At 55.7% G+C, this 21,797-nt stretch carries 20 protein-coding genes and 1 other RNA gene; 7 read left to right on the forward strand and 14 right to left on the reverse strand.

Translation table 11 applies throughout. The features are described from left to right. The first annotated feature begins 241 nt into the window (after positions 1 to 241). Positions 242 to 1,222 (forward strand): tRNA-modifying protein YgfZ, encoded by a 981-nt coding sequence (ygfZ, locus tag L383_RS09815; protein ID WP_023331241.1) that lies wholly within the window; start codon positions 242 to 244, stop codon positions 1,220 to 1,222. An 84-nt stretch (positions 1,223 to 1,306) separates the two neighbouring features. Here the strand turns inward: ygfZ and L383_RS09810 are convergent, their stop codons facing one another. Beyond that, positions 1,307 to 1,966 (reverse strand): PAQR family membrane homeostasis protein TrhA, encoded by a 660-nt coding sequence (locus L383_RS09810; protein ID WP_023331242.1) that lies wholly within the window; start codon positions 1,964 to 1,966, stop codon positions 1,307 to 1,309. 265 nt (positions 1,967 to 2,231) lie between these two features. Here L383_RS09810 and L383_RS09805 point away from each other — a divergent pair, with 265 nt between their 5' ends. Both L383_RS09805 and bglA read left to right on the forward strand, forming a co-directional pair. Continuing rightward, the gene (locus L383_RS09805) at positions 2,232 to 2,963 is read left to right on the forward strand and encodes a MurR/RpiR family transcriptional regulator (protein ID WP_014885139.1); all 732 of its coding nucleotides are present in this window, start codon (positions 2,232 to 2,234) and stop codon (positions 2,961 to 2,963) included. Positions 2,964 to 3,079: 116 nt separating this feature from the next. Then, positions 3,080 to 4,513, forward strand: a complete 1,434-nt coding sequence (gene bglA, locus L383_RS09800) for a 6-phospho-beta-glucosidase BglA (protein ID WP_023331244.1) — start codon at positions 3,080 to 3,082, stop codon at positions 4,511 to 4,513. A gap of 88 nt (positions 4,514 to 4,601) precedes the next feature. Here bglA and L383_RS09795 read toward each other — a convergent pair whose 3' ends face one another. From L383_RS09795 to L383_RS09760, 8 genes are all read right to left on the reverse strand, one after another. Then, complete coding sequence (locus L383_RS09795) at positions 4,602 to 5,345, reverse strand: SDR family oxidoreductase (RefSeq protein ID WP_023331245.1); 744 nt, start codon at positions 5,343 to 5,345, stop codon at positions 4,602 to 4,604. A gap of 70 nt (positions 5,346 to 5,415) precedes the next feature. Then, positions 5,416 to 8,289: an aminomethyl-transferring glycine dehydrogenase gene (gene gcvP, locus L383_RS09790; protein WP_023331246.1), complete on the reverse strand. Its 2,874-nt coding sequence runs from the start codon at positions 8,287 to 8,289 to the stop codon at positions 5,416 to 5,418. Positions 8,290 to 8,413: 124 nt separating this feature from the next. Then, positions 8,414 to 8,803, reverse strand: a complete 390-nt coding sequence (gcvH, locus tag L383_RS09785; RefSeq protein ID WP_014885143.1) for a glycine cleavage system protein GcvH — start codon at positions 8,801 to 8,803, stop codon at positions 8,414 to 8,416. A 23-nt stretch (positions 8,804 to 8,826) separates the two neighbouring features. Continuing rightward, entirely contained in the window at positions 8,827 to 9,921 is a 1,095-nt protein-coding gene (gene gcvT / locus L383_RS09780) for a glycine cleavage system aminomethyltransferase GcvT (protein ID WP_014885144.1), read from the reverse strand. Between the two features lie 397 nt (positions 9,922 to 10,318). Next, the gene (gene ubiI, locus L383_RS09775) at positions 10,319 to 11,521 is read right to left on the reverse strand and encodes an FAD-dependent 2-octaprenylphenol hydroxylase (protein WP_023331248.1); all 1,203 of its coding nucleotides are present in this window, start codon (positions 11,519 to 11,521) and stop codon (positions 10,319 to 10,321) included. A 12-nt stretch (positions 11,522 to 11,533) separates the two neighbouring features. Beyond that, positions 11,534 to 12,712, reverse strand: coding sequence for a 2-octaprenyl-6-methoxyphenyl hydroxylase (ubiH, locus tag L383_RS09770; RefSeq protein ID WP_023331249.1), 1,179 nt, complete (start codon positions 12,710 to 12,712; stop codon positions 11,534 to 11,536). After that, complete coding sequence (gene pepP, locus L383_RS09765; RefSeq protein ID WP_094166714.1) at positions 12,709 to 14,022, reverse strand: Xaa-Pro aminopeptidase; 1,314 nt, start codon at positions 14,020 to 14,022, stop codon at positions 12,709 to 12,711. Before pepP ends, ubiH begins: the two co-directional genes overlap by 4 nt. Positions 14,023 to 14,053: 31 nt before the next feature. Beyond that, on the reverse strand, positions 14,054 to 14,632 hold the full coding sequence (locus tag L383_RS09760) for a YecA/YgfB family protein (RefSeq protein WP_074146929.1): 579 nt from the start codon (positions 14,630 to 14,632) through the stop codon (positions 14,054 to 14,056). A 167-nt stretch (positions 14,633 to 14,799) separates the two neighbouring features. Here L383_RS09760 and zapA point away from each other — a divergent pair, with 167 nt between their 5' ends. The 3 genes from zapA (at position 14,800) to L383_RS09750 (ending at position 15,975) form a co-directional block, all read left to right on the forward strand. After that, positions 14,800 to 15,129, forward strand: a complete 330-nt coding sequence (gene zapA / locus L383_RS09755) for a cell division protein ZapA (RefSeq protein WP_006811891.1) — start codon at positions 14,800 to 14,802, stop codon at positions 15,127 to 15,129. 41 nt (positions 15,130 to 15,170) lie between these two features. Next, positions 15,171 to 15,354: non-coding RNA, 6S RNA (gene ssrS / locus L383_RS25135), on the forward strand. 24 nt (positions 15,355 to 15,378) lie between these two features. After that, positions 15,379 to 15,975: a 5-formyltetrahydrofolate cyclo-ligase gene (locus L383_RS09750; RefSeq protein ID WP_023331252.1), complete on the forward strand. Its 597-nt coding sequence runs from the start codon at positions 15,379 to 15,381 to the stop codon at positions 15,973 to 15,975. Between the two features lie 115 nt (positions 15,976 to 16,090). Here L383_RS09750 and serA read toward each other — a convergent pair whose 3' ends face one another. Beyond that, on the reverse strand, positions 16,091 to 17,323 hold the full coding sequence (serA, locus tag L383_RS09745; protein ID WP_014885150.1) for a phosphoglycerate dehydrogenase: 1,233 nt from the start codon (positions 17,321 to 17,323) through the stop codon (positions 16,091 to 16,093). A gap of 267 nt (positions 17,324 to 17,590) precedes the next feature. Beyond that, complete coding sequence (gene rpiA, locus L383_RS09740; protein WP_003860091.1) at positions 17,591 to 18,250, reverse strand: ribose-5-phosphate isomerase RpiA; 660 nt, start codon at positions 18,248 to 18,250, stop codon at positions 17,591 to 17,593. Between the two features lie 127 nt (positions 18,251 to 18,377). Here rpiA and argP point away from each other — a divergent pair, with 127 nt between their 5' ends. Further along, positions 18,378 to 19,271 carry a DNA-binding transcriptional regulator ArgP gene (gene argP, locus L383_RS09735; RefSeq protein ID WP_008499727.1) on the forward strand — a complete coding sequence of 298 codons (894 nt, stop codon included), beginning with the start codon at positions 18,378 to 18,380 and terminating at the stop codon, positions 19,269 to 19,271. 44 nt (positions 19,272 to 19,315) lie between these two features. On the opposite strand, the gene L383_RS09730 is transcribed toward argP, so the two are convergent. From L383_RS09730 to mscS, 3 genes are all read right to left on the reverse strand, one after another. Further along, a complete protein-coding gene (locus tag L383_RS09730) occupies positions 19,316 to 20,047 on the reverse strand; it encodes an oxidative stress defense protein (RefSeq protein WP_014885152.1) in 732 nt (243 codons plus the stop codon). 92 nt (positions 20,048 to 20,139) lie between these two features. After that, positions 20,140 to 20,775: an arginine exporter ArgO gene (gene argO, locus L383_RS09725; protein WP_023331253.1), complete on the reverse strand. Its 636-nt coding sequence runs from the start codon at positions 20,773 to 20,775 to the stop codon at positions 20,140 to 20,142. Between the two features lie 145 nt (positions 20,776 to 20,920). Further along, positions 20,921 to 21,775: a small-conductance mechanosensitive channel MscS gene (gene mscS / locus L383_RS09720; RefSeq protein ID WP_023331254.1), complete on the reverse strand. Its 855-nt coding sequence runs from the start codon at positions 21,773 to 21,775 to the stop codon at positions 20,921 to 20,923. Positions 21,776 to 21,797 lie beyond the last annotated feature (22 nt).

The raw sequence follows: 21,797 nt of genomic DNA on the forward strand, positions 1-21,797 counted from the left end.
TATTTCTCTACGGGGACACCAGCTAGTGTAACGTGTTTTTGACCGTTTCATTACTGGAATATTGCGATCAACGAGCAGGCTTCCAGAATAACCCCTACAAAGACAGCGGATTACACTATTTTGCGTAGCGCTACGCATAACCGGTTTATGGCACAAATGGTCTGCTGAAAGCGCTTGCATTGCCAGCAGGCTCTTTTACCATTAGGCATTATCAAAGCGTTAAGCAATTCAGGATATCGTTATGGCATTTACACCATTTTCTCCTCGCCAGCCCGCCGCCTCTGCGCGTCTGCCGCTGACGCTTATTTCTCTTGATGACTGGGCGCTGGCGACGCTCGCCGGCGCCGACGCCGAAAAATACCTCCAGGGCCAGGTCACCGCCGACGTCAGCCAGATGACCGAACACCAGCACCTGCTGGCGGCGCATTGTGACCCCAAAGGCAAAATGTGGAGCAATCTGCGTCTTTTCCGCCGTCAGGACGGTTTTGCCTTTATTGAACGCCGCAGCCTGCGAGATGCGCAGCTCAAAGAGCTGAAAAAGTATGCAGTCTTTTCCAAAGTCACTATCGTCCCGGACGACGAACATGTTCTGCTGGGCGTGGCGGGCTTCCAGGCACGTGCCGCGCTGAAAAATCTGTTTGCTGAGCTGCCGGATGCAGAAAAACAGGTCGTCAGCGAGGGGGCCACCTCCATCCTGTGGTTTGAACATCCGGCGGAGCGCTTCCTGCTTGTCACGGATGCCGCAACCGCCGAACGCGTCATCGAAGCACTGCGCGGCGAAGCGCAGCTCAACAACAGCCAGCAGTGGCTGGCGCTGAATATTGAAGCCGGTCTGCCGGTCATTGACGCCGCCAACAGCGCGCAGTTTATTCCACAAGCCACTAACCTGCAGGCGCTGGGCGGCATCAGCTTTAAAAAAGGCTGTTACACCGGCCAGGAGATGGTGGCGCGTGCAAAATTCCGTGGGGCAAATAAACGTGCACTGTGGACACTGGCAGGTCATGCCAGCCGCGTACCGGAAGCGGGTGAAGATTTAGAGCTGAAAATGGGCGATAACTGGCGCCGTACCGGCACCGTGTTAGCCGCCGTACAGCTGGATGATGGTCGTCTTTTAGTCCAGGCCGTCATGAACAACGACATGGAAGCCGACAGCGTGTTCCGCGTGCGTGATGATGCGAATACGTTGAGTATTGAGCCGTTACCGTATTCGCTGGAAGAGTGATGCTGTATCGCCCGGTGGCGCTGCGCTTACCGGGCCAACCGATCCCGTAGGTCGGGTAAGGCGAAGCCGCCACCCGACAACAAACTACACCTGCCCCACATACAAATAAATTGCCAAAAAATGGCACACGCTGCCGCCCAGTACAAAACCATGCCAGATGGCATGATTGTATGGAATGCGCTTGCAGACGTAGAAAATGACGCCCAGCGAGTACACTACGCCTCCCACTGCCAGCAACGTTACCCCGCCAACCGCCAGCTTAATCGCCAGTTGATACACCACAATCAGCGACAGCCACCCCATGGTCAGATAGGTCACCAGTGACAACACTTTAAACCGGTGTGCAATGGTTAGCTTGAAGAGGATCCCCAGCAGCGCCAGGCTCCAGATGACAATCATCAGTCCGCGCGACAGCGGCGAGTTGAGCCCCACCAGCAGAAAAGGCGTATAGGTTCCTGCAATAAGCAGATAGATAGCACAGTGGTCAAATTTCTTGAGCCATATCTTGGCCCGTTGATGCGGAATCGCGTGATAGAGCGTCGACGCCAGGAATAACAGGATCATGCTTCCGCCATACAGGCTATAGCTGGTAATCGCCATCGCGCTGGCATTGGTATCAACCGCCTGTACCAGCAATAACACTAAACCGACTATCCCAAACACCAGGCCAATGCCATGGCTGATGCTGTTGGCTACTTCCTCCGCCAGTGAATATCCCTGTGCGATTAATGGTCTGCTCGCCATACAAAACTCCGGGAAACTAAAGATGATTATTCATCGCATGACTATGCTAACTGAGAATGATTCCAGTGAACACCTGTTAGCTAAAATATTTTCCATGTGATTTTTTTACAATAAAAATCAAAAACATAGATATATTTTTCACCTGACATTTGTTCACATTAAAATTTATGCTTTACGAATCAATAGCATAAAATTAGATCCTGCCGTCTGGCTGCATGTTATGATGGTTAAACGAGGTCTGAATGAGAGTTTTGCCACTGTGAGTATGTTCACCCACTCCGCCATTGCCAGTCTCAATAACCTGGAGATGATGGTCTACAACTATGTCATTAAAAACCGTGACAAAGTGATGTACATGACCATCCGCGAACTGGCGGATGCGGCGGGCGTCTCAACCACCACCATCCTGCGCTTTTGCCGTAAGCTCAACTGTGAAGGGTATTCTGAGTTTCGCGTGCGCTTTAAGCTCTATCTTGAACAGAACGAACCTCAGCAGGCGAATTTCGGCGCCAGCGAAATTATCAGTTTCTTTAAAAGCGTGAATAATGAAGAGTTCGACGCTTTACTGGATGACGCGGTAAATATCATTCTCTCTTCGGAGCGAATTATATTTGTCGGCGCAGGGACATCAGGATCGCTGGCAAAATACGGTGCCCGTTTCTTTTCGAATATCGGAAAATTCAGCAACCATATTGATGACCCTTATTTCCCGGTCACCAATGATATGGCGAAAAATGCACTGGCAATTGTGCTCTCTGTGTCGGGCGAGACCGAGGAGATCCTGCGCTTCGCCAGCCAGTTCAGCCTGCATCACTGCAAGGTTCTCTCCATTACCAGCCATGAACACTCACGCCTGGCAAAACTGGCGGACTTTAATCTCTCCTGGCACGTTCCCCAGACGCGTATTGCAGGCGTCTACGACATCACCACACAAATCCCCGTTATCTATATTCTGGAATCTCTCGGACGCAAACTGGCGAAGAAACTGGCGGAATAAAACATCCTGTTTTTTTGATGTGACAAATCACAATTTCCGCGAATTGTTATATCGTGACATTCAATTTCGCTTTGCTAGACTCAAAACCAATACGTCATTTATTGAGAATAGCAGCGATGAAAAAATTGACCTTACCGAAAGATTTTCTATGGGGCGGTGCCGTTGCGGCGCATCAGGTTGAAGGCGGCTGGGACAAAGGCGGCAAAGGGCCGAGCATCTGCGACGTACTGACCGGCGGGGCGCACGGCGTGCCGCGCGAAATCACGCAGGACGTAGTGCCGGGTAAATACTACCCAAATCACGAGGCCATCGACTTCCACGGCCACTACAAAGAAGATATCAAGCTGTTTGCCGAGATGGGCTTCAAATGTTTCCGCACCTCGATTGCCTGGACGCGCATCTTCCCGAAAGGTGACGAAACGCAGCCAAACGAGGAAGGGCTGAAGTTCTATGACGACATGTTCGATGAGCTGCTGAAATACAACATCGAGCCGGTGCTCACCCTCTCCCACTTCGAAATGCCGCTGCACCTGGTGCAGGAGTACGGCAGCTGGACCAACCGTAAAGTGGTCGATTTCTTTGTACGCTTCGCGGAAGTGGTTTTTGAGCGCTACAAGCACAAGGTCAAATACTGGATGACCTTCAATGAAATCAACAACCAGCGTAACTGGCGTGCGCCGCTCTTTGGTTATTGCTGCTCAGGCGTGGTCTATACCGAACATGAAAATCCGGAAGAGACCATGTATCAGGTGCTGCACCACCAGTTTGTGGCGAGTGCCCTGGCGGTGAAAGCCGCGCGCCGTATCAATCCGGAGATGAAAGTCGGCTGCATGCTGGCCATGGTGGCGCTCTATCCATTCTCCTGCAAACCGGAAGACGTGATGTTCGCCCAGGAATCCATGCGCGAGCGCTATGTCTTTACCGATGTTCAGCTGCGTGGCTACTATCCGTCTTACGTACTGAATGAATGGGAGCGCCGCGGTTTCTCCATCAAAATGGACGCAGGCGATGAGCAGATCCTCCGCGAAGGTACCTGCGACTACCTGGGCTTCAGCTACTACATGACCAATGCGGTGAAAGCGGAAGGTGGCACCGGTGACGCGATTTCTGGCTTCGAGGGCAGCGTACCTAATCCGCACGTCAAGGCGTCCGACTGGGGCTGGCAGATTGACCCGGTGGGCCTGCGTTATTCCCTGTGCGAACTGTACGAACGCTATCAGAAGCCGTTGTTTATCGTGGAAAACGGCTTCGGTGCCTACGATAAGGTGGAAGAGGATGGCAGCATCAACGATGACTATCGTATCGACTACCTGCGCGCCCACGTTGAAGAGATGATCAAAGCCGTCACCCACGATGGCGTGGATCTGATGGGCTATACGCCATGGGGCTGCATTGACTGCGTGTCATTCACTACCGGCCAGTACAGCAAGCGCTACGGTTTTATCTACGTCAATAAACACGACGACGGCACCGGCGACATGTCGCGTTCCCGTAAGAAAAGCTTCGAATGGTATAAAGGCGTGATTGCCAGCAACGGCGAGCAACTTTAACGCCGTAACGCCGGGCGGCGCTACGCTTGCACCGGCCTACAAAACCTGCGAATCGTAGGCCGGGTAAGGCGAAGCCGCCACCCGGCGTTTATTTCCCGCCCGCCAGTTCAATAAAACTGCCCGTCACGTATGACGCCTTCTCGCTCAGCAGCCAGACTATCGCCTGCGCGACCTCTTCCGGCTGGCCGCCGCGCTGCATCGGCAGTAACGATTTCACGCGATCCACCCGCCCCGGCTCCCCACCAGACGCGTGAATATCGGTATAAATCAGCCCGGGCCGCACGCAGTTTACGCGGATACCCTGCGCCGCGACCTCCAGCGATAATCCGGTAGTCAGGGAATCTACCGCGCCTTTGGAGGCCGCGTAATCGACATACTCCCCCGGCGCGCCCAGACGAGACGCGGCAGAGGAGACATTGACAATCGCGCCACCCTTGCCGCCATGTTTGTGCGACATGCGCTTTACCGCCTCACGGCAGCAGAGAAAATAGCCCGTGACATTGGTGCTCAGCACGCGGTTAATGCGTTCAGCGGACAGATTTTCAATAGTGGATTGCTCAAACAGAATGCCTGCATTATTGACCAGCGCGGTAAGGGGCTCACCTTCGCGATCGAGGCTGTCAAACATGGCCATGACCTGCGCTTCATCGCTAATGTCTGCACGCAGGGCAAATGCTTTTCCACCCGTCTCAACGATCTGATTGATGACGTCCTTTGCGGCTTTGATATTGTGGTGATAGTTCACCGCCACGGTATAACCTTCGCGAGCCAGTTGCAGCGCGGTGGCTTTGCCAATGCCGCGGCTGGCGCCGGTGACCAGTGCAATTGCCATTGTCTTCTCCCAATAAAAAAGCCGGGTGGCGGCTTCGCCTTACCCGGCCTACGTTACTACAGCAAAAAAATTACTGGTATTCGCTCATCGGCACACAGGAGCAGAACAGGTTACGGTCGCCGTATACGTCATCAAGACGCTTCACGGTCGGCCAGTATTTATTCGCCACGCCTGCCGGGAAGACAGCCAGTTCACGGGAATAACCGTGATTCCACTCGGCCACCATCTCGTGCTGGGTGTGCGGAGCGTTAACCAACGGGTTATCTTCCAGCGTCCATTCGCCGTCCTGCACGCGGTCTATCTCCATGCGGATGGCCAGCATCGCGTCAATAAAGCGGTCCAGCTCGGCTTTGCTTTCAGACTCCGTTGGCTCCACCATCAGCGTACCCGCAACCGGGAACGACATGGTTGGTGCGTGGAAGCCGTAGTCGATCAGACGCTTGGCGATATCCAGTTCGCTGATACCCGTCGCTTCTTTCAGCGGACGAATATCGAGGATGCACTCGTGTGCCACACGCCCATCGCGGCCGGTGTAAAGCACCGGGAAAGCCGACTTCAGGCGAGTCGCAATATAGTTAGCATTCAGGATCGCGACCTGGCTTGCCTGTTTCAGCCCTTCCGCGCCCATCATGCGGATGTACATCCAGCTGATTGGCAGGATTGAAGCGCTACCGAACGGTGCAGCAGAGACCGCGCCCTGACGGGTCAGCATACCTTCTATCTGCACGACGCTGTGACCCGGCACGAACGGCGCCAGATGCGCTTTCACGCCGATAGGCCCCATGCCCGGACCGCCACCACCGTGTGGGATACAGAAGGTTTTGTGCAGGTTCAGGTGCGACACGTCCGCGCCGATGAAGCCCGGAGAGGTAATGCCCACCTGAGCATTCATGTTCGCGCCGTCGAGGTACACCTGACCGCCGAACTGATGCACCACTTCACACACTTCGCGGATGGTTTCTTCGTACACGCCGTGAGTCGACGGGTAGGTCACCATGATGCAGGAGAGCTTATCGCCCGCCTGCTCGGCTTTCGCGCGCAGGTCGGCCAGGTCGATGTTACCGTTCTTATCACACGCCACGACCACCACTTCCATGCCCGCCATCTGGGCAGACGCCGGGTTGGTGCCGTGGGCAGAGCTCGGGATCAGGCAGATATCACGGTGGCCTTCGTTACGGCTTTCGTGATAGTGACGGATTGCCAGCAGCCCCGCATATTCACCCTGCGCGCCGGAGTTCGGCTGCATACAGAGCGCGTCATAACCGGTCAGTTTCACCAGCCAGTCGGAAAGCTGGTTGATCATGACATGATACCCTTCCGCCTGCTCTGGCGGGCAGAACGGGTGCAGCTCGGAGAACTCAGGCCAGGTGATAGGGATCATTTCTGCCGCGGCGTTCAGCTTCATGGTACACGAGCCCAGCGGGATCATCGCCTGGTTCAGCGCCAGATCTTTGCGCTCCAGAGAGTGCATATAACGCATCATCTCGGTTTCGCTGTGATAACGGTTGAACACAGGATGCGTCAGGATAGCGTCATTGCGCAGCATGCTCTCCTGAATAGAGCGGCTGTCATGCGCGACCTCTTTGTCCAGCGCATCAATATCCAGACCGTGCGCATCGCCCAGCACGACATTAAACAGGTTGACGATATCGTCGCGCGTGGTGGATTCATCAAGGGTGATGCCCACGGCGTGATGAATGTCGCTGCGCAGGTTAATTTGTGCGGCATCCGCACGTGCCAGCACCGCCGCTTTATCTGCGACGTCAACGCACAGCGTGTCGAAGTAGTGCTCATGACGCAGCTTCAGGCCTTTCTGCTGCAGGCCACAGGCCAGAATATCCGCCAGACGGTGGATGCGGCCGGCAATCCGTTTCAGCCCAACCGGGCCGTGGAAGACGGCGTACAGGCTGGCAATGTTTGCCAGCAGAACCTGAGAAGTACAGATATTAGAGTTCGCTTTCTCGCGGCGGATATGCTGCTCGCGAGTCTGCATCGCCATGCGCAGCGCGGTGTTACCGGCGGCATCTTTCGATACGCCAATAATGCGGCCTGGCATGGAACGTTTAAATTCATCTTTCGCGCCAAAGAATGCCGCGTGCGGTCCGCCGTAGCCCATCGGCACGCCGAAACGCTGGGCCGAGCCGAATACAATATCCGCACCCTGTTTGCCCGGAGCCGTCAGCAGCACCAGCGCCATAAAATCAGCGGCAACGCTGACCACCACTTTGCGGGATTTCAGCTCGGCAATCAGTGCGCTGTAATCATGCACTTCGCCGGTGGTACCCACCTGCTGTAACAGCACACCAAAGACGTCCTGGTGATCCAGCACTTTGTCAGCGTCGTCGACAATCACGTCAAAACCAAAGGTTTCCGCACGGGTACGCACCACGTCCAGCGTCTGCGGATGCACGTCCGCCGCCACGAAGAAGCGGTTGGCATTTTTCAGCTTGCTGACGCGTTTTGCCATCGCCATGGCTTCAGCTGCCGCGGTCGCTTCATCCAGCAACGAGGCGGAAGCGATATCCATCCCGGTCAGGTCGAGCGTCACCTGCTGGAAGTTCAGCAGCGCTTCCAGACGGCCCTGGGACACTTCCGGCTGATAAGGGGTATAGGCGGTGTACCAGCCCGGGTTTTCCAGCATATTACGCAGGATAACCGGCGGTAACTGCACGTTGGTGTAGCCCATGCCAATGTAAGACTTATAGCGCTTGTTAAGGCCAGCGATGGCCTTCAGCTCCGCCAGTGCGGCGAATTCCGTGGTGGCTTCTCCCACCTGAGGCGGCGTGGCAAGCTGGATGTCTTTTGGCACGATCTGGCCGATCAGTGCGTTTAATGAATCCGCGCCAACCGTTTTCAGCATCTCCTGCTGTTGCTGAGCATCCGGCCCAATGTGACGTTCAATGAAAGCGCCACGGTTTTCAAGCTGGCTTAAAGTCTGTGTCATGAGCGATGGTTCCTGAAACGTGCAGTGAATTTAAGTTCCCTCTCCCCTCGGGAGAGGGTTAGGGTGAGGGGAAGATGGGCACCCTCACCCCTGCCCTCTCCCGGAGGGAGAGGGGGATTAACAATTACTCGTCTTCTAACAGGGCTTCGTACGCGGTCGCATCCAGCAGCGCGGCAACCTGAGATTCGTCACTGGCTTTGATCTTGAAGATCCAGCCACCTTCATAAGGCTCGCTGTTCACCAGCTCCGGCGAATCGCTCAGCGCGTCGTTTACGGCCACAATTTCACCGCTTACCGGTGCGTAGATATCGGATGCTGCTTTAACGGACTCCGCCACGGCGCAGTCATCGCCCGCGCTCACGGTTGCGCCCACTTCCGGCAGGTCAACAAACACCATGTCGCCCAGCAGCTCCTGCGCATGCTCGGTGATCCCTACGGTGTAAGTGCCGTCCGCCTCTTTGCGCAGCCACTCGTGTTCTTTGCTGTATTTCAGTTCTGCTGGCACATTGCTCATTGAAGTTCTCCTGATAAAAATAGTTAGGCGACCGGCTTACCGGCGCGAACAAAAATCGGTTTGGTCACGTTGACCGGCATTTCGCGGTTGCGGATTTGCACCACCGCCGTCTCGCCAATGCCCGCCGGCACGCGAGCCAGTGCAATACTGTAGCCCAGCGTCGGGGAGAAGGACCCGCTGGTGATCACGCCTTCGCGCGGATTGCCGTCGGCATCGGTAAAACGCACCGGCAGTTCTCCGCGCAGCACGCCTTTTTCCTTCATCACCAGGCCAACCAGCTGTTCAGTGCCCTTCTCGCGCTGCATTTCCAGCGCTTCGCGGCCAATAAACTCACGGTCAGCGGGTTCCCATGCGATGGTCCAGCCCATGTTGGCCGCCAGCGGAGAGACGCCTTCGTCCATCTCCTGACCGTAGAGGTTCATCCCCGCTTCAAGGCGCAGCGTATCGCGCGCGCCCAGGCCAGCCGGCTTCACGCCCGCTTCCACCAGCGCACGCCAGAAATCAGCTGCTTTCTCGTTTGGCATGGCAATTTCATAGCCCGCTTCACCGGTATAGCCGGTCGTGGCAATAAACAGATCGCCCGCCTGCACGCCAAAGAAGGGCTTCATCCCTTCGGTGGCTTTACGCTGCTCGTCGCTGAACAGAGACGCGGCTTTCGCCTGCGCGTTCGGCCCCTGCACGGCAATCAGCGACAGATCGTCACGGACGGTGATGTCGATGGCATAAGGTTCGGCGTGTTGGGTGATCCAGGAGAGGTCTTTTTCGCGGGTGGCGGAGTTTACAACGAGGCGGAAGAAGTCTTCGGTGAAGTAGTAGACGATAAGGTCATCAATCACGCCACCCGAGGCGTTCAGCATACCGGTATAGAGCGCTTTCCCCGGTGTCTTCAGCTTCGCGACATCGTTCGCCAGCAGATAACGTAGAAACTCCCGGGTGCGGCTACCGCGCAGATCGACAATCGTCATGTGGGACACGTCGAACATACCGGCATCGGTGCGCACCGCGTGGTGCTCATCAATTTGCGAGCCGTAGTGCAGCGGCATCATCCAGCCATGGAAATCCACCATGCGGGCGCCGCATAACACGTGCTGTTCGTACAAAGGAGTCTGTTGAGCCATCTTGTCCTCGTTGAAAAATTCACCGTGAAACCCGGTATCGGCCTCGTTTCCGAATGCCGACGCAAACGTTCTCTTTTACCTGAACTTACCACCGAAACCGGCGGTTAACCATAAGGTAAAACGGGTCATCACATTAGCTTATGACCAAAAAACGCTGAAAAGCCTACAGAGTTATTCACTGGAAAAATGCGATTAACCCCGCACAAAATTAACAATGATCTAACAGGATTTAGCACATGGTGATATTTCATGCGGAAAAACGGGCCGAATTTCCGTCACATAAAAATCATGACATTAGATTATCTAATGCGAAAAATGACGTGGAATTAGAATATTTCAAACGAGGGAATTTTCCCGGCACAGAGGCCGGGAAAAGAAAGTGTGACGGGGGTCTATTTTATTTCAGCCAGTCCGGCAGGTCGTTAAGACCCATCGCCTGACGCAGGAGTTGAGGTTTGACGCCAGGGAGGGTATCGGCGAGCTTGAGCCCAATATCACGCAGCAGTTTTTTCGCCGGATTTGCCCCGGCAAACAGCTCGCGGAAGCCCTGCATGCCTGCAAGCATCATCGCCGCACTGTGCTTGCGGCTGCGCTCGTAGCGACGCAGATACACATGCTGCCCAATATCTTTACCCTCTCGCTGCAGACGACGCAGCTCTTCTACCAGCTCCGCCGCATCCATAAAGCCGAGATTAACGCCCTGCCCGGCCAGCGGATGAATGGTATGGGCCGCGTCGCCCACCAGCGCCAGACGGTGCGCGGCAAACTGACGCGCATAGCGTCCGGTTAAGGGGAAGACCTGACGCTCGCTCTCAAGAGTACAAAGCCCCAGACGGTTATCAAACGCCACGCACAGTGCCTGGTTAAAGGCCTCTGGCGTCGCCTCCTGCATCTGCTGCGCTTTTTCCGGCACCAGAGACCAGACAATTGAGCAGAGATGCGGATCGCTTAACGGCAGGAATGCCAGAATGCCGTCGTTGTGGAAAATCTGGCGCGCCACGCCGCCGTGCGGCTCTTGGGTACGGATCGTCGCCACCATGGCATGATGGCGGTAATCCCAGTAGGTCAGCGGAATATCCGCTTTATTGCGCAGCCAGGAGTTAGCGCCATCGGCACCGACCACCAGACGCGCGGTGAGCATATCGCCACTTTGCAGGGTGATAAACACCTCGTTTTCGCCCCACGCAACCTGCTGGATTTGCGCAGGCGCAACCAGCGTTACGTCGCTGCACTGCTGAGCTTTCTGCCACAGCGCGTGGTGGATCACCGCATTCTCAATGATGTGACCCAGATGGCTATAGCCCATGCTTTCATCATCAAAAGCAATATGACCAAAGCTGTCTTTGTCCCATACCTCCATGCCGTGATAGCAGCTCGCACGCTGGGCTACGATATCTGACCAGACGCCAAGGCGCGTCAGCAGCTTTTCGCTGGCCGCATTTATTGCCGACACGCGGAGTTCCGGCGGGGCATCAGGTGCGACGGGCTGAGGCTGCTTTTGCTCCAGCACGGCCACACGCAGGCCGCTGCCTTGTAATCCGCAGGCCAGGGCCAGTCCAACCATTCCGCCGCCAACGATGGCAACATCAACATTTTGCACAGTGATAACTCCTTAACGCGCGACCCAACCCAGGGTCCGCTGCGCCAGCACGTCGCGTGCCGGAATGAACAGTTCCATCGCCATCAGCCCGAGGTTGCGACCGGCAACCAGCGGCGCCCAGCGATTGGCAAAGAGATGGACTAAACCATCGGTAACGCCGATTGTCGCCTCTTTATCGGCCTGACGTCGCTTCTGGTAATGGCTGAGTACCGGGTATGCGCCGCAATCTTTCTGTTCGCTCCACGCTTGCGAAAGCGTTTCGGCCAGGCTCATCACATCCCGCAGACCCAGATTAAAACCCTGACCCGCGATGGGGTGAAGCGTTTGCGCGGCGTTGCCGACCAGCGCCACGCGGTGCGAAACAGACTGTGATGCGGTAGTTAACGACAGCGGGTATACCGCACGTTTTCCCGCATGGGTAATGCGACCCAGCCGCCAGCCAAACGCTTTCTGCAGTTCACTGCAAAAACGTTCGTCGGACCAGGCCTTAACGTCTTCCGCCTTTTCCTGCGGATGGCACCAGACCAGCGAGCAGCGACCATCCGACATCGGCAGCATCGCCAGCGGACCGTGCTGCGTGAAGCGCTCAAACGCCCGGCCGTTGTGTTCTGCGGCAGTAGAGACGTTCGCAATGACCGCAACCTGCCCGTAAGGCTGCTGCTGCCACTCAACGCCGCACTGGGTTGCGAGCGCCGAGCGCGACCCGTCCGCCGCCACAAGAAGCTGGCCGTCGAGAACGGTGCCATTATCCAGCGTCACGCTGACCGTTTCTTCACTGCGGGTAAAGCTCGCAACGCGTGACGGACAATGCAGGGTCACGCCTGGCGCGTCCTGCAACAGACGAAACAGGCGCAGGCCAACATCATGGAGTTCAACGACCTGACCCAGGGCGTCAATACGATAATCATGGGCATCCAGCGTCACAAACCCGGCATGGCCGCGATCGCTCACATGCACGGTATGAATGGCGGTGGCGCAGTCGGCAATCGCCTGCCAGATGCCAATTCGGGAAAGCTGTTGGCAGGTTCCCTGCGCCAGGGCAATGGCGCGAGAATCAAAGCCGGGGTGATTCTTCGTTTGTGGTGCAACCGCCTCAACGAGATGCACCGGAAGCTGCCCCTTCGTCAAATGCGAGATCGCCAGTGCCAGGGTGGCACCGGTCATGCCGCCGCCAACGATAATCACGCTCATACGCGTGCCGCTGCCATCAGCGCCTCAATATCGTCTGCGTTTTTCACCACGCTCGCGGTCAGGTTTTCGTTACCGGTTTCGGTGATGACGATGTCATCTTCAATACGAATGCCAATTCCGCGGTACGCTTCGGGCACATCGGCATCCGGCGCGATATACAGCCCCGGCTCGACGGTCAGCACCATGCCCGGTTCCAACACGCGTGAACGGTCGGTACCGTACGCCCCCACATCATGCACATCCAGCCCCAGCCAGTGGCTCAGGCCGTGCATAAAGTACGGACGATGCGCATTTTCGGCGATCAGGGTGTCCACGTCGCCTTTCAGGATGCCAAGCTTCACCAGTCCGGTGATCATGATGCGCACAACTTCGCCGGTCACCTCCTGAATGGACGTGCCCGGGCGATACAGCGTGAGCGCCGTTTCAAGTGATTCGAGAACGATGTCATAAATTGCTCGTTGCGCGGGCGAGAACTTACCGTTCACCGGGAAAGTACGGGTGATGTCACCCGCGTAGCCCTGATATTCGCAACCGGCGTCAATCAGCACCAGATCGCCATCGCGCAGCGCACTTTCGTTTTCGGTGTAATGCAGAATGCAGCCGTTCTCCCCGCCGCCGACAATGGTGTTGTATGACGGGAAGCGCGCGCCGTGACGGTTAAATTCGTGGTGAATTTCGCCTTCCAGCTGGTATTCGAACAGACCAGGACGGCATTTTTCCATGGCGCGGGTGTGTGCCAGGGCGCTGATTTCGCCAGCGCGGCGCATCACGTTGAGCTCTTCTTCAGATTTGAACAGGCGCATCTCATGCACCACCGGACGCCAGTCCGTCAGCGTGGCCGGCGCGGACAGATTCTGACGCGAGCCTTTGCGCAGCTTATCCAGAGCGGTGAAAACAATCTCATCGGCGTACGCATATTCGCCCTGCGCGTGATAAAGCACGTCGAGGCCGTTGAGCAACTGATAGAGCTGCTGATTGATTTCGCTAAACGCCAGCGCGCGGTCGACGCCCAGCTTCTCCGGTGCGGCCTCTTGCCCTAAGCGGCGGCCAAACCAGATTTCAGCGGTTAAATCGCGTACGCGGTTAAAAATCACGCTGTGGTTGTGGGTGTCATTACTCTTAATCAGCACCAGGACCGCTTCCGGCTCGTTAAAGCCGGTGAAGTACCAGAAATCGCTATTCTGGCGATAGGGGTATTCGCTGTCGGCACTGCGCGTCACTTCCGGCGCGGCAAAAATCAGCGCCGCACTGCCGGGCTGCATTTTTGCCAGCAGCGCCTGACGACGGCGCAAATACTCTTGTTGCGAGATAACCATGACACCCTCCTGTGCGTTATTTTTCTTAATGTAAGGTTGGCTTACGAACTTCCGGCGCGGTCGGCTGTGAGCGCGTAAAGTTGTCGTGGCACAGCAGCGCCGCCACGCGCACGTACTCAATAATCTCTTCGAGGGACATTTCCAGCTCTTCCTGGTCTTCCTCTTCATCGTAGCCGAGCTGGGCGATGTTACGCAGATCGTCGATCGCTTCACCCGCTTCGCCGGTCACTTTATCAAGCTTAGGCTGGGTTACGCCCAGGCCAAGCAGATAGTGGTTTACCCAACCCGCGAGCGCATCGGCACGATCGAAGACGCTGACGTCATCACCATCAGGCAGATAAAGCTGAAAAAGGAAGCCATCGTCCTCCAGCGAATCACTGGTTGCCGCATGCATTTTACGCAGCGATTCTGCCAGCTCGTGGCCAAACGCCAGCCCTTCGTTCGTGAGGTCGTGGATCAGCGGCTGCCATGAGCTGTCGCTGTTTCCGCCGCACAGTATGCCGCTGATCAGACCGTGCATTTCGGCAGGGGTTAGTCCGACTCCCTGCTGGTTCAGTAACTGGTTTAAATCCTTGTAACCAGGCATTTCGTTCTGTATAGACATACGCATTCGTCATCAAAGGGAGGATATTCATGATATGCTACCACTTTGGACCCTGGTGATACCAGAAAAGGGCTTGTATCTTCACATCAGGGTAGCTATAGTGTCGCCCCTTCGCAGCCCCCGGGGCAGTAAGCGAAGGCAGCGCAGTCAATCAGCAGGAAGGTGGCATGTCTGCACAACCCGTCGATCTCCAGATTTTTGGCCGTTCACTGCGAGTGAATTGTCCGCCTGAACAAAGGGATGCTTTGAATCAGGCTGCGGACGATTTGAATCAGCGGTTGCAAGATCTAAAAGAACGCACTAGAGTCACAAATACTGAGCAGCTGGTTTTCATCGCCGCGTTGAACATCAGCTATGAACTGACTCAGGAAAAAGCGAAGACCCGCGACTACGCGGCTAGCATGGAGCAGCGCATTAAAATGCTCCAGCAGACCATAGAACAGGCATTGCTTGATCAAGGTCGCAATCCCGAAAGACCGGGACCAAAGTTTGAATAACACTTCTCAGTTGACTATGGTAGAGTAACTGTGAAGACAAAATTTCTCTGAGATGTTCGCAAGCGGGCCAGTCCCCTGAGCCGATATTTCATACCACAAGAATGTGGCGCTCCATGGTTGGTGAGCATGCTCGGTCCGTCCGAGAAGCCTTAAAACTATGACGACACATTCACCTTGAACCAAGGGTTCAAGGGTTACAGCCTGCGGCGGCATCTCGGAGATTCCCTCTTTCTTCTTCTACCTACTACCATGATTCAATTCCCTGAAGTTTCTGCCTCACGCCAGGATATCCGTCAACTTATTCGCCAGCGTCGTCGTGCACTTACGGCTGAACAACAGTCGCATTTTGCCCAGCAGGCCGCCGCCCGCATGATGGCGTGGCCCCCGGTGGTAATGGCTAACACGGTCGCTCTGTTCCTGTCGTTTGATGGCGAGCTCGATACCCAACCACTTATCGACCAGCTCTGGCGCGCCGGGAAGAAGGTTTATCTGCCGGTGCTGCATCCTTTTAGCAAAGGCAATCTTCTGTTTCTGCACTACCATCCGCACAGCGAGCTGGTGGTGAATCGTCTGAAAATTACCGAGCCCAAACTCGACGTGCGCGACGTGCTCCCGCTGTCACAGCTGGACGTGCTGATTACGCCGCTGGTGGCGTTTGATGAACAAGGTCAGCGCCTGGGTATGGGCGGCGGTTTTTATGACAGAACGCTGCAAAACTGGCAGCAGTACGGGTTGCAGCCGGTGGGTTACGCGCATGATTGTCAGGGCGTGGAGGCGTTGCCCGTGGAGAAATGGGATGTGCCGTTGTCGGCGGTAGTGACGCCATCGACGTTGTGGGAGTGGTGAAACAGGCGTGCAGCCTGATGCCCTCACCCCAGCCCTCTCCCACAGGGAGAGGGTGAAAACATAAAAAACGGTAACGATAGTTACCGTTTTGCATTTACCTCGCCACCCGACACCATCAGTAAAGCAGACGCGCGCGAATCGTCCCCGGAATCGCTTTCATGCTCTGCAGCGCTTTCTCGGCAACATCTTCATCCGCTTCGATATCAATCACCACGTAACCCATCTGCGAGTTGGTTTGCAGGTACTGGGCGGCAATGTTGACGCTCTGCTCGGCAAAGATTTGGTTGATAGCCGTCAGCACGCCAGGACGGTTTTCGTGGATGTGCAGCAGACGGCGACCACCGTGCAGCGGCAGAGACACTTCCGGGAAGTTGACCGCAGAGAGCGTGGAACCGTTGTCGGAGTATTTGCTCAGCTTACCCGCCACTTCAAGGCCGATATTCTCCTGCGCTTCCTGAGTAGACCCGCCGATGTGTGGCGTCAGGATCACGTTGTCGAATTCGCAGAGCGGAGAGTTAAACGGATCGCTGTTGGTGGCAGGCTCCGTCGGGAACACGTCAATGGCCGCCCCCGCCAGATGCTTACGCTTCAGAGCATCGCACAGCGCAGGGATGTCGACCACCGTACCGCGCGCAGCGTTGATCAGCAGTGAGCCCGGTTTCATCAGCGCCAGCTCTTCTGCACCCATCATGTTTTTGGTGGACGCATTTTCCGGCACATGCAGGCTTACCACGTCGCTCATGTTCAGCAGGTCAGAGAGATGCTGCACCTGCGTCGCATTCCCTAGCGGCAGCTTGCTTTCGATATCGTAAAAGTAGACGTGCATCCCCAGAGATTCCGCCAGAATCCCCAGCTGAGTACCGATGTGGCCATAGCCGATGATACCCAGTTTTTTACCGCGCGCTTCGTATGAGCCCGCAGCCAGTTTGTTCCACACGCCGCGGTGCGCTTTGGCGTTAGCCTCCGGAATACCGCGCAGCAGCAGCAGTAATTCGCCAATCACCAGCTCCGCCACGGAACGGGTGTTGGAGAACGGGGCGTTAAATACCGGGATACCGCGTTTGGCGGCAGCATTCAGATCAACCTGGTTGGTACCGATGCAGAAACAGCCAATCGCAACCAGCTTCTCCGCCGCAGCAATAACGTCTTCCGTCAGTTGAGTACGGGATCGCAGGCCAATGAAATGGGCATCACGGATGGACGCTTTCAGCTCTTCGGTATCGAGCGCGCCCTTGTGAAATTCGATGTTGGTGTAACCCGCCGCACGAAGGCTATCAAGCGCTTTCTGATGCACGCCCTCGACCAGCAGGAATTTAATCTTGTCTTTCTCCAGTGATACCTTTGCCATTTCCCCGACCCTGTTTTTTATCTGAACTGATGTTGTGCTGGATTGAAATCCGCTGTAGCCAACATATCAAAAAAAACTATTGCAGCAATATGAACGTTTGCGTCGGCACTCTGAAGAAAAGTCATACAGGGCAAAATGGCAGAGCAAAATGCTAAGGAAATTAACAAACGTGGCAGGATCGGCAAAAGAGGTGGAAAAACGTGACACAAGTCACCGAATTTAGCTTTTCAAAAATTTTTTAGCGGGGGGAGCGCTCCCCCCGTCAGATCATTTTACGATGGTTTTCACACCGTCAGCGGTGCCGATCAGCGCCACATCCGCGCCACGGTTGGCGAACAGCCCTACGGTGACAACGCCTGGAATACCGTTAATCGCATTTTCCAGGGCAATCGCGTCGAGAATTTCCAGGCCGTGCACGTCGAGGATCACGTTACCGTTATCAGTGACCACACCCTGACGGTATTCCGGACGACCACCCAGCTTCACCAGCTGACGGGCAACCGCACTCCGCGCCATCGGGATCACTTCGACCGGCAGCGGGAAATTACCCAGAATATCGACCTGCTTGGAGGCGTCAGCGATGCAGATAAATTTGTCTGCAACGGAAGCGATGATCTTTTCACGGGTCAGCGCTGCGCCACCGCCTTTGATCATCTGCATGTGGCCGTTGATTTCGTCTGCGCCATCAACGTAAATCCCAAGACGATCCACTTCGTTGAGATCGAAAACGGTAATGCCGAGGCTTTTCAGCTTTTCCGTGGACGCATCAGAGCTCGAAACCGCGCCCTCGATCTGCCCCTTCATCGTGCCCAGCGCATCGATAAAGTGTGCCGCCGTTGACCCCGTACCAACACCGACAATGGTACCTGGCTGTACGTACTGGAGAGCGGCCCATCCTACTGCTTTTTTCAGTTCATCCTGCGTCATGATCGTTTTGCCTGTGGTGTGAAAACTCAGGGCGCATTATAGAACACGTCGAATGGATTTCGTCTGCCACAAAGGGAAAATTGTGTCATAGTGCAGATTAAGCAAAATTTAGGAGCCAGCCAGAGCAATGAAACGTCCGGACTACAGAACACTACAGGCACTTGATGCAGTTATTCGTGAACGCGGTTTTGAGCGCGCAGCGCAAAAGCTGTGTATCACCCAGTCCGCCGTATCACAGCGTATCAAACAGCTTGAAAACATGTTCGGGCAGCCGCTGCTGGTGCGTACCGTGCCGCCTCGCCCAACGGAGCAAGGTCAAAAGCTCCTCGCCCTGCTGCGCCAGGTTGAGCTGCTGGAAGACGAGTGGCTGGGTGACGAACAAACGGGCTCCACGCCGCTACTGCTCTCTCTGGCGGTCAACGCCGACAGTCTGGCAACCTGGTTACTGCCCGCCCTTGCCCCGGTCCTGGCCGACTCCCCTATTCGCCTGAATCTACAGGTTGAAGATGAAACCCGTACCCAGGAACGTCTGCGTCGCGGTGAAGTTGTTGGGGCGGTCAGTATTCAGCCTCAGGCGCTGCCAAGCTGCCTGGTGGATCAACTGGGAGCGCTGGACTACCTGTTTGTGGGTTCAAAAGCCTTTGCGGAGCGCTACTTCCCTAACGGCGTCACCCGCGCCGCGCTGCTGAAGGCGCCTGCCGTGGCGTTTGACCATCTGGACGATATGCATCAGGCGTTCCTGCAGCAAAACTTTGACCTGCCGCCGGGCAGCGTGCCGTGCCATATCGTCAACTCGTCTGAAGCTTTTGTGCAGCTTGCGCGTCAGGGCACTACCTGCTGTATGATCCCACATCTGCAGATTGAGAAAGAGTTGAAAAGCGGTGAGTTGATTGATTTAACACCGGGGCTGTATCAGCGCCGGATGCTCTACTGGCATCGTTTTGCGCCGGAAAGCCGCATGATGCGCAACGTCACCGATGCACTGCTGGCGTATGGGCATAAGGTGTTGAGACAGGATTAAAAAGAAAAAGCCGGGTGGCGGCTACGCCTTACCCGGCCTACAGGTTACTGAGCCGGTTTCGGCTGTGCTGCAACGGGCTCCAGCTGGAACACCACATCCACCTGATCGTCGAACTGAATGGTTGGCTGCTCGTAAGTTTCCTGCGCAGAAACCGGTGCCGCGTCAGCCTTCATCATCCGTACCATCGGGCTTGGCTGATAGTTAGAGACGTGGTAACGCACGCTGTATACCGGGCCAAGCTTGCTCTTGAAGCCGGACGCCAGCTGTTCAGCCTGATGAATAGCATCATCAATCGCCGCTTTACGCGCTTCGTCTTTGTATTTCTCCGGTTGCGCAACGCCCAGCGACACGGAACGGATTTCGTTCAAACCGGCCTTCAGTGCACCATCCAGCAGTGAATTCAGCTTGTCCAGCTGACGCACGGTCACTTCAACCGTACGCACGGCACGGTAGCCTTTCAGGATGCTTTTGCCGTTCTGGTAGTCGTAATCCGGTTGTGTACGCAGGTTAGCAGAGCTGATGTCTTTCTTGGCGACACCGTTCTGTTCCAGGAAGGAGAGATATTGCGCAACGCGGTCGTCCGCCTGTTTTTTGGCAGAGGCGGCATCTTTTGCAGCCACGTTGACTTCAATTGCCAGGGTTGCAACATCCGGTACCGCGTCCACGCTTGCGGTGCCTGACGTGACAATGTGCGGGCCATCCGGCAGTTCACTCGCCTGCGCCGACACCGCACCTAAACTCACTAATGCCGCCAGGGCCATCACTTTAAACTTCACTGTCATTCCTCCATGTTGCGAAGAGTGCCCCAGAAACAGGGCGCATGCCAGCAAGCTTAGCGGGTCTGGCTCAGTTGTCCATAAGACAACGCTTAGTTGAACAAACCCTGAACATGATGAACGCCCTCTTTCGCCAGCTGGAAAGCGATAAACCACATCACCAGACCGACCAGCGTATTAATGATGCGCTGGGCTTTGGCGGTCCGCAGTCGTGGCGCCAGCCACGCCGCCAGAATCGCAAGACCGAAGAACCACAGGAACGACGCGCTGACGGTTCCCAGCGCAAACCAGCGTTTAGGCTCAACGTCTAACTGTCCGCCGAGGCTACCCAGCACCACGAAGGTATCCAGATAGACATGCGGGTTAAGCCAGGTCACCGCCAGCATGGTGACGATAATCTTCCAGCGCCCCTGCTTCATCACTTCAGCGCTTGCCAGTTCGAGGTTACTGCTCATCGCCGTTTTCAACGCACCGAATCCGTACCACAGCAGGAAGGCCACACCGCCCCAGGTCACCAGCGCCAGCAGCCACGGCGACTGCATAAGAAGCGCACTCCCGCCAAAAATCCCGGCGCAGATCAGCAGCAAATCGCTCACCGCGCACAGCAGGGCAATCATCAGATGATACTGGCGGCGAATACCCTGGTTCATCACGAACGCATTCTGGGGGCCGAGGGGAAGGATCATGGCCGCACCTAAAGCAAGCCCTTGAAAATAATAGGATAACATGACGAAATTCTCACAGTAATGTTCTGGATGCAGACTATACTGCGCGAATCACATTAGAGGAAATGGATAATATTAATTGGGGATTAGCGGGGCTTATAAAAGTAAAGCCCGGTGGCGCTGACGCTTACCGGGCCTGGGGGTGACGTTACTCTGCTTCTTTGACTTTTTTGACGTTTACGTCCATCTGCGGATACGGGAAGCTGATGCCGTTGGCGTCAAACTCACGCTTAATACGTTCCAGCACGTCCCAGTATACGTTTTGCAGATCGCTGCTTTTGCTCCAGATACGCACCACGAAGTTGATAGAGGACGCGCCCAGTTCGTTCAGGCGTATAGTCTGCTCTTTATCCTTCAGAATACGATCGTCGGAGGCAATGATGTTGCTAATCAGTGACTTCACCTGATCAATATCAGAGTCGTACGCTACGCTGATAATCAGCTCATTACGACGTACCGGCTCACGGGAGAAGTTGGTGATGTTCCCGTCGATGACCTTCTTGTTCGGCACTATCACGATTTTACCGTCTATCGAACGCAGCGTGGTGGAGAAAATCTGCACATTCAGCACGGTACCCGCCGTGCCGCCCAGATCGACATATTCACCGGCGCGGAACGGACGGAAGGTGACCAGCAGAACGCCAGCCGCCAGGTTAGCGAGCGAGCCCTGAAGTGCCAGACCAACGGCCAGACCGGCGGCGCCCAGCACGGCAATGACGGAGGCGGTCTGAACACCAACACGGCCTAATGCCGCAATGAGGGTAAACGCGATAATGCCATAGCGCACCAGCGCTGACAGGAAATCAGCAACCGTGGCGTCAATGTGGCGAGTGAGCATGACGCGATTGATGGCTCGGGAAACGGTACGGGCAACAATCATCCCCACGACAATAATGGCAATTGCCGCCGCAATATTCACGGCGTAGCTGATGAGCAGCGCCTGATTGCGCACCAGCCAGGAGCCAGCGTTATTGATGCTATCTACAACACCGAGATCTTCCATTTATCTTTCCTTATGCTCTTAT

Source organism: Enterobacter sp. MGH 37 (genome assembly GCF_000534515.1).
Taxonomy (GTDB): domain Bacteria; phylum Pseudomonadota; class Gammaproteobacteria; order Enterobacterales; family Enterobacteriaceae; genus Enterobacter; species Enterobacter kobei.